Raw genomic sequence first — 10,390 nt, 5'->3', positions numbered from 1 at the left:
CAGCCGGTGGAGAACCCGCGCCGGAAGGAGAGCGTGACGTACGTCTGGCCGGTCGCGAAGGCGATCGTGCCGAGGACGATGACGAACACCGACGGCATCAGCACGCCGACGACCACGATGCCGAAGCCCGCGAAGGCGAGCAGACGCCATCTCAGGCGCGCCTTGTACTGCAGGAGCACCTCGCCGAGCAGCCACAGCGCGACGATTCCGAACGCGATGTAGAGGACCGTCCAGCCCATGCCCGCCCCCTCCTACGGCCACCCCCCGGGTCGCGGCGGGTACGGCCGGTCACGACTGCTTGTGCAGTCCGAGATTTTCGTAGATTTCGAGCGTCGCCGTCGAGTTGTTGAGCGTGATGAAGTGCAGTCCGGGCACACCCTCGGATCGCAGCCTCGCGCAGAACTGCGTTGCGAAGTCGATGCCAATGGAGCGTACAGCGGCGGGATCGTCCTTGGCGGCGAGGATGCGTTCTTTCAGGGAAGAGGGGAAAGACGCGTTGCTGAGCTGCGCAAATCTGTCCAACTGTTTGACGCTGGTCAGCGGCATGACTTCGGGAATGATCGGAGTTTCGCAACCCGCAGCGACCACCCGGTCACGCATACGCAGATAGTCCTCCGGATTGAAGAACATCTGGGTGATCGCATAGTCGGCACCGGCGCGGCACTTGTCCACGAAATGCCGGATGTCGGTGTCCCAGTCGGTCGATCGCGGGTGCATCTCGGGAAATGCCGCGACGCCGACACAGAAATCGCCGGATTCCTTGATGAGCCGGACGAGATCGGCCGCGTACCGCACGCCCTGCGGGTGCTCGATCCACTCGCCCATCGGGTCGCCCGGCGGGTCTCCGCGCACGGCGAGGATGTTCCGGATCCCGGCGTCCGCGTACTGCCCGACCATGTTGCGCAGCTCGGCGACGGAGTGGTTGACCGCCGTGAGGTGGGCGACCGGGGTGAGGGTGGAATCGGCCGCGATCTGCTCGGTGGCCTTGACCGTCCCGGCCCGGGTGGAGCCACCGGCCCCGTAGGTCACGGAGACGAAGCTCGGCCGCACCGCCTCGACCCGGCGCAGCGCGTTCCAGAGGTTCCGCTCGCCCTTCTCGGTCTTGGGCGCCCAGAACTCGAACGAGTACGAGGTCTTGCCGGTCGCGAGGAGCTCACGCACCGTGCGTGCGTGATCTGTCCTGGTGGATGGTGTGCCAAGGGCCATACCGGCAGGTTAACCAGAGCTCGACGGCCGATGGACCGGACCAGCGCGAATTGCCCGAATTGACTGGTTGTTTGTCCGTCCCTCGGACAGTCGGCCGGATATCGCCTCCGGGCGGCCGGAGACCGCTTCCGGCCGGTCGGCCGGATCACGCCGCGGCGCGCTCCCGGATCCTCCTGGCCAGGCCGGCGGTGGCGGCGGCCGGGTCGGCGGCCTCGGTGATCGCCCGGACGACGACCACCCGGCGGGCGCCGGCGTCCAGCACCTCGTCGAGATTGCCGGCGTCGATCCCGCCGATGGCGAACCAGGGCCGCGGCTGGTCGAGCGAGGCGGCGTACCGCACCAGGTCCAGGCCCGGGGCATGCCGTCCGGGCTTGGTCGGGGTGGGCCAGCAGGGGCCGGTGCAGAAGTAGTCCACGCCGGGCTGGGCGACGGCCGCGTCGACCTCGGAGCGGGCGTGTGTGGAGCGGCCGATCACCACGTCCTGGCCGATGACGGCGCGGGCGGCGGGCACCGGCAGGTCGCCCTGGCCGAGGTGCAGCACATCGGTGCCGATGGCATGGGCGACGTCGGCCCGGTCGTTCACCGCGAGGAGCTTGCCGTGGCGCCGGCACGCCTCGGCGAGGACGGCCAGATGGTCGAGCTCCTCGGCCGCCTCCATGCCCTTGTCGCGGAGCTGGACGATGTCCACCCCGGCGGCGAGGACGGCGTCGAGGAACTCGGGGAAGTCGCCCTGGCGCCTGCGGGCGTCCGTGCACAGATAGAGCCGGGCGCCGGACAGCAGCGCGCGAGGCGTGGACATGGTGCGGTTCCCCCCTGGGAGAGCGTGGTGGAGCGGTTGTCGCCGGTCGGTGCGGGCGCGGGCCGCGCGCTCTCGCGCGGCCCGCCCCTCACATACGGCCGGCCGTCAGACGGCGAGCGCCTGGGCGCGGCGCTTCACCTCCGTGCCGCGATTCTCGCTCAGTGCCTGGGCGGGGGTGCCGGGCAGGGTCGGGTCGGGGGTGAAGAGCCACTCAAGCATCTCTTCGTCGTTGTAGCCGTCGTCCCTCAGGAGCGTCAGGGTGCCGGAGAGGCCCTTGACCACCTTGTCGCCGTCGATGAAGGCGGCAGGCACCTGGAGCGTCCGGTTCTCACCACGTCGTACGGCGATCAGCTGGCCCTCCTTGACCAACTGCCGCACGCGCGTCACCTGGACATCGAGCATTTCGGCGATGTCGGGCAGGTGCAGCCAGGCGGGGACGAGAGCATCGATCTTTGCGTCAATCTCGGTCACGGGGACAAGCCTGCCATCCCGCACCGACAGCCGATACCCGGACTCAGCCCTTCAGGGCCTCGCGGACCACGTCAGGGACCCTGCAGTGGCTCTGCCGGTCGCCGGTGACCCAGCCGTGCGCGGTCGTCAGGGACCGCGAAAAGCAGGCCCCGGTGTCGGTGGTGCCCCGGTACGTCTCGGACGAGGCGCCGTCCGCGGCCCGGACCGCGCCGTTCTCGCGGGCGAGGCTGCCGGTCGTGTCCACGGTGTCGTCCGTGACCGCGTCCGTGCGCCACCGCTGCGCGTGGCCCGTCCTGGATGTGTCGAGAAGCACTCGGCGCTGGGTGACGGCGGCCTTCAGCTCGTAGTTGTTGTAGTCGCCGTAGAGCGGGGTGTCCATGTCGACGTCGATGGGGTAGGACCAGGCGTGCCGCCGGGCCTCGGTGCGCGCGCCGGTCTTCGTCGTCACGGTGGTGGCGCCGTGGTCGCGCTGGTGCATCGTCTGCTGCTGGCCGGTCCTGGAGACCGTGTCCTCGTTGGTGTACGAGAAGTTCTGCTCGACGGTGGTGGTGACCCGGCCCTTCGAGGTCCGGACGTAGCCCGAGATCTTCCAGGAGCGCCCGGTCGACACGGCGACATGGGTGGAGCCGTCGCCGCGCGGGGTCTGGACGGTCTTCACCACCGGCCGGTCGGTGAGGGTGTCGACGGTGACCCTGCCGCCGGTCCGGGCCGCCTGCGCGTCCGTGCGGAGGAAGAGCGAACCGTCGACGATCCAGCTGTCGGCCGCGCCGTACGGGGTGATGCTGATGGCGTGCGGCCTGCCGTCGGCCAGTTCACCGGCGAACGGGGTGAGGTCGATGTCGTACGCCTCGGTCCTGAACTGGTCGATGGCCGGGACCGGCCGCCACAGGGTCGGCACGATGCCGCCGGAGTAGACCACGGGGTACGGCTGGGCGAGGCCCGCGGGCCGCCCGTCCACGGCGATCTGCACCTCGCGGTAGGGGCCGCCGCCGCAGAGGTAGTCCGGGGCGGTGGCGGCGAGGTCGCTGGGGACCGCGTCGAACCACTGCTCGTCGCAGCCGCCGCCGCGGGCGTACACCTGGAGCCGGGCGGCGGTCAGATTGCGCGGGAAGGTGACGTCGGTACTGGTGGAGCCGCCCTTGCCGACGGTCATCCAGGGGGCGCCGGTGGACCCGGTGTCGCCGAGGGGGACGATCCGGTCGGCCGTGCTCGCGGCCGGGTGGCGCTTGTCGGCCCGGTAGTAGGTGATCGTCAGCTTGACCTTGTAGACACCGGTGTAGGTGTCGTTGACAACGTTGCCGAGTTCCAGCTGGAGCTTCTGCGGGTCCTTCAGGAGCGGCGCGAAGTCGGTGATGTCCTTGGCGACGTGCCAGCTGATGCCGTCGTCGTCGGGTTCGGCGGTGCTGGTGCGGAAGATCTCCGCGCCGCCGACGAACACCGCGGCGAGACGGTCGTACTGACGCCCCTTCACGCTGGCCGACCAGTCGAGAACGACCTTGTTCCAGGGGCCCTGGCACTTGTCGGGCGGGGTGAGCGTGGTGGTGTACGGCGGCCCGCCGAGGGTGTTGCCGAATTCGTGGTCGACGGCCGTGACCGCGCAGTGTCCGGTGTCCGGCCGGGAGACCGGCGGCAGCGCGTCGACCGGGTCCTGGTAGTCGACGGCCGGGTTGGAGCCGGGCTTCGGGGCGCTGCCCGCGTCGGCCGGAACGGCGAGGGCGCCGCCGGCCAGGGCTATCGAGGCCGAGACCACGGAGATCCGGCGCAGGGCGCGGACCCATCTGTGTCGGAACATGTGCTTCCTTCGGGAACGAGTCGGTGATCCAAAAGATGTACAGTGCACCAATTCCGGCCGCCGTCCAAGGGGTTGCCCGCATTCCGGACACCCCCGCACGCCCTGCGGCACGCTACTGACGGATCGCCGACTTCAGCGGTACGGCCGGGTCGGCGGCCCGTTCCGGATCGAGCCGCGCCCCCGCCTCGATGAGCTTGCGCCCCTGGGCCAGGTCGCGCGGCCGCCCGACGGCGAGCACCGCGACCAGCACGTCGTCCCGCAGCCAGCACACCGACCAGGCGGGTCCGGCCGGATCGCCGCGCCACAGCAGGGTGTCGGCGCTCCCGTGATGGCCCGCGTACTGCACGAACCGGCCGAACTGCTCGGACCAGAAGTACGGCACGGGGTCGTACGTCACCGGCTCCGGGGCGTCGCCGGCCGCCGCGCCGATGATGTTGGCGGCGGCGGTGCGCGGGCCCTGGAGCGCGTTGTCCCAGTGGTGGACGAGCAGGCGTTCGCCGTACCGGGCGGAGGGGAACGAGGCGCAGTCGCCCACCGCGTACACATCGGGCGCCGAGGTGCGCAGCGCACCGTCGGCGGTCACCGATCCGTCGGGGCCGAGCGCGATGCCGGAGCCGGCCAGCCAGCCGGTGGCGGGGCGGGCGCCGATTCCGACGACGACCGCTCCGGCCGGGACGGTACGCCCGTCCGCGAGGACCACCCGGCCCGGCTCGATGCGGTCGACCCGGGCCCCGGTGAGGAGTTCGGCGCCGGTCTCCGCGTACCAGGCGGCCATCGGGGCGGCGACCTCCGCGGGCATCGCGCCCGCCAGGGGCCGGTCGGCGGCCTCGACGACGGTGACCGCGCAGCCGGCGGCGCGGGCCGCGGTGGCGAACTCGGCGCCGATCCAGCCCGCGCCGACGACCACGACGCGGTGCTGCTCGTCGAGGACCGGCCGCAGCCGTGCCGCGTCGTCGAGGGTGCGCAGCAGATGGACGCCGGGAACGCCCTCGGTGCCGGGCAGGACGACCGGTTCGGCACCGGTCGCGATCACCAGGGCGTCGTACGGAACGGGCCCTTCCGGGGTGTCCAGTTCGTGCGCGTCCGGCCGGACACCGGTCACCTCGCGCCCCAGGTGCAGCTCGATCTCCAGCGCCTCGAAGTCGATGTCGAAGGCTGAGTCCTCGGCCTTGCCGAGCAGCACCGCCTTGGACAGCGGGGGCCGGTCGTAGGGCTGGTGCGGTTCGGCGCCGATCAGGGTGACGGGGCCGGTGAAGCCCTGCTCCCGCAGGGCCACCGCGGTCTGCACCCCGGCCATGCCCGCACCGACGACGACGACGCGGCGTCCTGCCCGCCGGTCCGGCTGCTCTGACTGCTGCTGATCGCTCACCCGTACACCATAAGCACCTGATTGATCGTCAGGAAAGGGCGAGTTCCTCGACCGTGCTCGTCCCGCTGCCCTCCTGCGACTCCCACGCCCACCGCTCGTCCAGCCGGACCCGGCCGTCCGGGAGGTCGACGACGGTGGAGACGCAGTGGCCGCAGGAGGTCGTCCCGTCCCGCTTCAGCTGGACGTACCGGAAGTCGAGGGTGTCACCGTCCCGGGTGCCGACGAGATGGCCACGCACCACGTCACCGCCCGCGTAATCGGCCCAGATCCGGCCGTCCCCCTCGTGGTACGTGAAGCGGGTACGGGTACCGACCTGGCCGGGCGCCTGGTCGGCGACCGGGGCCAGGACGAGTCCGTCGAGCGAACGGGCCACGGTGACTGCTCCCTTACTGGGCCGGCGGGACTGGGTTTAGGGTGGCCAACGTAAAACACTCGCGGGAGCCCGGACGCACCGGGCTGAGAGGGAGGCTGGGCGGCCTCCGACCGTACGAACCTGATCCGGGTCATGCCGGCGAAGGGAGGGGCTGGAAGCCCATGCGTTCTTCTCGGAACGAGAACGGATCCGATGTCCTCGTCATCGGGGGCGGGATCATCGGTCTGGTGACGGCCTGGCGGGCCGCGCAGCGCGGACTGCGCACGGCGGTCGCCGACCCCGAACCGGGCGGCGGCGCCGCCCGGGTGGCGGCCGGCATGCTGGCCGCCGTCACCGAACTCCACTACGGCGAGCAGCTGCTGCTGGGCCTCAACGTCGCCTCGGCGGCCCGCTATCCGGCCTTCGTGGCCGAGCTGGAGGCGGCGAGCGGTCAGGAGACCGGCTTTCGCACCTGCGGCACCCTGGCCGTCGCGCTGGACTCCGACGACCGTGCCCACCTGCGGGATCTGCACGCCCTCCAGCAGCGTTCGGGCCTCGGATCGGAGTGGCTCACCGGCCGTGAGTGCCGTCGGCTGGAGCCGATGCTCGCGCCGGGCGTCCGGGGCGGTCTGCGGGTCGACGGCGACCACCAGATCGATCCCCGCCGGCTGGCCGCCGCCCTGCTGACCGCCTGCGAACGGGCCGGGGTGGTCTTCCACCGCGGCTGGGTGGAGCGTCTGAGCGTGGTGGGCGGCAGGGCCTCCGGGGCGGTGCTCGCCGGGGATACGGAGCTGGCGGCCGACCAGGTCGTGCTCGCCGCGGGAAGCCTCAGCGGGCGGCTGCCCGGGCTGCCGGACGAGGTCGTGCCACCGGTCCGGCCGGTGAAGGGCCAGGTGGTGCGGCTGACCGTGCCCGCCGGGTACGCGCCGTTCCTGAGCCGGACGGTCCGGGCCGTGGTCCGGGGCGGCCACCTCTACCTCGTACCGCGCGAGAACGGCGAGCTGGTCGTCGGAGCCACCAGCGAGGAGATGGGCTGGGACACCACGGTCACCGCGGGCGGCGTCTACGAGCTGCTGCGGGACGCCCACGAACTGGTCCCCGGCATCACCGAGCTGCCGCTCACCGAGACCCTGGCCGGGCTGCGCCCCGCCTCCCCCGACAACGCCCCGCTGCTGGGCCCCACCGCCCTGCCCGGCCTCCACCTCGCCACCGGCCACCACCGCAACGGGGTGCTGCTCACCCCCATCACCGGCGACGTCATGGCGGAGCTCCTCACCGGCGGCGAGCCGCCCGAGCCGGCCCGCCCGTTCACCCCGCACCGTTTCTCCTCCGCCGCCGCCTCCGTACGTCAGGAGCAGCCCGTATGACCGAGTCCGCACCGCCCACCGTGTCCGTGAACGGCGAGGCCCGTCCCGTCGCCGCGGGCACCACCCTGGCGTCACTCGTCGCCACGCTCACCACCGCGCACACCGGTGTCGCGGCCGCCGTCAACGAGACCGTCGTACCGCGCGGCCGGTGGTCCACCGCCGTGCTCCGTGACGGCGACCGCGTCGAGGTCCTGACCGCGGTCCAGGGAGGCTGACCGTGTCCGACGACCTCTTCACCCTCGGCGACGCCACGTTCGGTTCCCGGCTGATCATGGGGACGGGCGGGGCGGCCGGCCTCGACGTGCTGGAGCGCTCGCTGACCGCCTCCGGCACCGAGCTGACCACCGTCGCGATGCGCCGCCTCGATCCGACCGTCCAGGGCTCGGTGCTCTCCGTCCTGAAGCGGCTCTCCATCCGTGTGCTGCCGAACACGGCGGGGTGTTTCACCGCCGGTGAGGCCGTGCTGACCGCCCGGCTGGCCCGCGAGGCGCTCGGCACCGACTGGATCAAGCTGGAGGTGGTGGCCGACGAGCGGACCCTGCTGCCCGATCCGATCGAGCTGCTGGACGCCGCGGAGATCCTGGTGGACGACGGCTTCACCGTGCTGCCGTACACCAATGACGACCCGGTGCTGGCGCGCAGGCTCCAGGACGTGGGGTGCGCGGCGGTGATGCCGCTCGGCTCCCCCATCGGCTCCGGGCTCGGCATCCGCAATCCGCACAACTTCCGGCTGATCGTCGAGCAGGCCCGGGTGCCGGTGATCCTGGACGCGGGCGCCGGGACGGCCTCCGACGCGGCGCTCGCGATGGAGCTGGGGTGCGCGGCGGTGATGCTGGCGTCCGCGGTGACCCGGGCCCAGGAGCCCGAGCTGATGGCGGCGGCGATGCGCCGTGCGGTGGAGGGCGGGCGGCTGGCGTACCGGGCCGGGCGGATTCCGCGCCGCCACTTCGCCGAGGCGTCGTCGCCGGTGGAGGGACGGGCGGTGCTGGACCCGGAACGCCCGGCCTTCTGAGCCGCCGGTACGGCGGTGGAACGCGTGTTCCTGTCACGGCTCGGCTTCAGTACGGCCCCGGGACCGCCCCGGCCCGTGGGTCGTGTCCGTGGCGGCTCGTAGACTCGCCTGCGTGGATACGACCCTCCAGGACCCTCTTGTCGGGCAGCTGCTCGACGGCCGCTACCGCGTCGATGCCCGCATCGCCGTGGGCGGCATGGCCACGGTCTACCGGGCCGTGGACACCCGGCTGGACCGGGTGCTCGCCCTCAAGGTGATGCACCCGGCGCTGGCGACCGACGCCTCGTTCGTCGAGCGCTTCATCCGCGAGGCCAAGTCGGTGGCCCGGCTCGCGCACCCCAATGTGGTCGCGGTCTTCGACCAGGGCGCCCAGGGGCAGTACGTCTACCTGGCGATGGAGTACGTCGCGGGCTGCACTCTGCGCGACGTGCTGCGCGATCGCGGCGCCCTCCAGCCGAGGGCCGCGCTGGACATCCTGGAGCCGGTCCTCGCCGCGCTCGGCGCCGCGCACCGGGCGGGGTTCGTGCACCGCGACATGAAGCCGGAGAACGTCCTGATAGGGGACGACGGCCGGGTCAAGGTCGCCGACTTCGGCCTCGTGCGCGCGGTGGGCACCGTCACGAACACCACCGGGTCCGTCCTGGGCACGGTCTCCTATCTCGCCCCCGAGCAGATAGAGGACGGCACGGCGGACACCCGCACCGATGTGTACGCCTGCGGCGTCGTCCTGTACGAGATGCTGACCGGCTCCAAGCCGCACGGCGGCGAAACCCCCGCCCAGGTCCTCTACCAGCACCTCAACGAGCCCGTTCCGGCGCCGTCGGCCGCCGTCCCGGGGCTCCCGGCCGGGCTGGACGACCTGGTGGCGAGCGCCACCGCCCGCAACCCCGAGGCCCGCCCGTTCGACGCGGTGGCGCTGCTCGCCGAGACCCGTGCGGCCCGCTCCGGCCTCACCGATGCCCAGCTGGACGCCGTACCGCCGCAGGCCACCGCCGAGACGCACGACGCCGCCGAGGACCGCACCAGCGTGATACCGCGGCTGCTCCCGGCCGGCCAGGGCGTCTCGCACCACACCAGCCGGCTGGAGGTGCCCCCGCCGGCCGCGCCGCAGGACCGGCGCCGCCGCGGGCCGCGGCGCTCGGTCGTCGCCGTGGTCGTCGCCGTGCTGCTGGCACTGGGGATCGGCACCGGTGTCTGGTACATCAACTCCGGCCAGTTCACCCAGGTCCCCCTGCTGCTCGGCCAGACCGAGAAGGACGCCCGGCAGCGGCTCTCGAAGGCCGGCCTGGAGCTCAAGGGCGTCGAGCGGGCGTACAGCGACACCGTGGACCGCGGCAAGGTCATCAGCAGCGATCCGGAGTCCGGTGACCGCATCAGGGGCAACGACGCGGTGAAGCTCGTCGTCTCGCGCGGCCCCGAGATCGTGAAGGTGCCCGACCTCCGGGATCTCTCGATCGCCGACGCCAGGCGTGAGCTGAAGAAGGCCGGTCTGGTGCCGGGCATGATCACCAAGGAGTTCAGCGAGGAGACGGTCCGGGGCGATGTGATCCGTACGGACCCCGCGGCGGGCACCGAGCGCCACCCGGACTCGGCGGTCGCGCTCCATGTCAGCAAGGGCGCTCCGGTGGACGTCCCCGACGTCAGCGGACTGTCCGTCGAGGACGCCACCGCCGCGCTGGCGGACGAGGGGCTGAAGGCCAAGGTGCTGCCCGACCGGGTCAATTCCCCCGAGGTCGCGGGCGACATCGCCCGGCAGTCGCCGGGCGAGGGTGCCGAGGCCGCCGAGGGCGACACCATCGAGCTCACGGTCTCCGACGGGCCGCGGATGATCGACGTCCCCGACGTCACCGGCAAGGACGTCGACGAAGCCACGAGCGAACTGAAGGACGCGGGCTTCGAGGTCAAGGTCGACCGCCCGTTCCTGTCCTTCAGTGACACCATCGCGAGCCAGTCCGTCGACGGCGGCGAGCAGGCCCCCGAGGGCAGCACCATCACCATCAAGACCAAGGGACTCTAGATCCA

General features: G+C 72.2%; 10 protein-coding genes, 1 pseudogene and 1 riboswitch. Of the genes and pseudogenes, 4 read left to right on the top strand and 7 right to left on the bottom strand.

Annotation, left to right across the window (positions count from 1 at the left end):
- The 7 genes and pseudogenes from EES42_RS46090 to EES42_RS12245 all read right to left on the bottom strand — a co-directional run.
- Window positions 1–239, bottom strand: a pseudogene (locus EES42_RS46090) (hypothetical protein); the annotation flags it as partial.
- A 49-nt stretch (window positions 240–288) separates the two neighbouring features.
- A complete protein-coding gene (gene metF / locus EES42_RS12270) occupies window positions 289–1,206 on the bottom strand; it encodes a methylenetetrahydrofolate reductase [NAD(P)H] (protein ID WP_124718157.1) in 918 nt (305 codons plus the stop codon).
- Window positions 1,207–1,351: 145 nt separating this feature from the next.
- Entirely contained in the window at window positions 1,352–2,005 is a 654-nt protein-coding gene (gene thiE, locus EES42_RS12265) for a thiamine phosphate synthase (protein ID WP_124718156.1), read from the bottom strand.
- A 105-nt stretch (window positions 2,006–2,110) separates the two neighbouring features.
- Window positions 2,111–2,476: an Rv2175c family DNA-binding protein gene (locus EES42_RS12260; protein WP_124718155.1), complete on the bottom strand. Its 366-nt coding sequence runs from the start codon at window positions 2,474–2,476 to the stop codon at window positions 2,111–2,113.
- Window positions 2,477–2,519: 43 nt separating this feature from the next.
- On the bottom strand, window positions 2,520–4,268 hold the full coding sequence (locus EES42_RS12255) for a peptide-N4-asparagine amidase (RefSeq protein ID WP_124718154.1): 1,749 nt from the start codon (window positions 4,266–4,268) through the stop codon (window positions 2,520–2,522).
- Between the two features lie 112 nt (window positions 4,269–4,380).
- Window positions 4,381–5,565 carry an NAD(P)/FAD-dependent oxidoreductase gene (locus EES42_RS12250; RefSeq protein WP_241196380.1) on the bottom strand — a complete coding sequence of 395 codons (1,185 nt, stop codon included), beginning with the start codon at window positions 5,563–5,565 and terminating at the stop codon, window positions 4,381–4,383.
- A 100-nt stretch (window positions 5,566–5,665) separates the two neighbouring features.
- Window positions 5,666–6,010 carry a hypothetical protein gene (locus EES42_RS12245; RefSeq protein WP_124718152.1) on the bottom strand — a complete coding sequence of 115 codons (345 nt, stop codon included), beginning with the start codon at window positions 6,008–6,010 and terminating at the stop codon, window positions 5,666–5,668.
- Between the two features lie 51 nt (window positions 6,011–6,061).
- Window positions 6,062–6,174: riboswitch (TPP riboswitch) on the top strand.
- Here EES42_RS12245 and thiO point away from each other — a divergent pair.
- From thiO to pknB, 4 genes are all read left to right on the top strand, one after another.
- Window positions 6,172–7,356, top strand: coding sequence for a glycine oxidase ThiO (gene thiO, locus EES42_RS12240; protein ID WP_124718151.1), 1,185 nt, complete (start codon window positions 6,172–6,174; stop codon window positions 7,354–7,356). It overlaps the preceding riboswitch by 3 nt.
- Window positions 7,353–7,571: a sulfur carrier protein ThiS gene (gene thiS, locus EES42_RS12235; RefSeq protein ID WP_124718150.1), complete on the top strand. Its 219-nt coding sequence runs from the start codon at window positions 7,353–7,355 to the stop codon at window positions 7,569–7,571. Before thiO ends, thiS begins: the two co-directional genes overlap by 4 nt.
- 2 nt (window positions 7,572–7,573) lie before the next feature.
- The gene (locus tag EES42_RS12230; protein ID WP_124718149.1) at window positions 7,574–8,368 is read left to right on the top strand and encodes a thiazole synthase; all 795 of its coding nucleotides are present in this window, start codon (window positions 7,574–7,576) and stop codon (window positions 8,366–8,368) included.
- Window positions 8,369–8,480: 112 nt separating this feature from the next.
- A complete protein-coding gene (pknB, locus tag EES42_RS12225) occupies window positions 8,481–10,385 on the top strand; it encodes a Stk1 family PASTA domain-containing Ser/Thr kinase (RefSeq protein ID WP_124718148.1) in 1,905 nt (634 codons plus the stop codon).
- The last annotated feature ends 5 nt before the right edge of the window (window positions 10,386–10,390 follow it).

The sequence above is a fragment of the Streptomyces sp. ADI95-17 genome (genome assembly GCF_003846175.1).
In the GTDB taxonomy this organism is placed as follows: domain Bacteria; phylum Actinomycetota; class Actinomycetes; order Streptomycetales; family Streptomycetaceae; genus Streptomyces; species Streptomyces sanglieri.
This window is presented reverse-complemented; position numbering and strand designations above follow the sequence as displayed.

Coding starts and splice junctions, on each gene's coding strand:
- metF (WP_124718157.1), bottom strand. CDS start 1,206: ATGGCCCTTGGCACACCATCCACCAGGACAGATCACGCACGCACGGTG.
- thiE (WP_124718156.1), bottom strand. CDS start 2,005: ATGTCCACGCCTCGCGCGCTGCTGTCCGGCGCCCGGCTCTATCTGTGC.
- EES42_RS12255 (WP_124718154.1), bottom strand. CDS start 4,268: ATGTTCCGACACAGATGGGTCCGCGCCCTGCGCCGGATCTCCGTGGTC.
- EES42_RS12250 (WP_241196380.1), bottom strand. CDS start 5,565: ATGGCCGGGGTGCAGACCGCGGTGGCCCTGCGGGAGCAGGGCTTCACC.
- thiO (WP_124718151.1), top strand. CDS start 6,172: ATGCGTTCTTCTCGGAACGAGAACGGATCCGATGTCCTCGTCATCGGG.
- thiS (WP_124718150.1), top strand. CDS start 7,353: ATGACCGAGTCCGCACCGCCCACCGTGTCCGTGAACGGCGAGGCCCGT.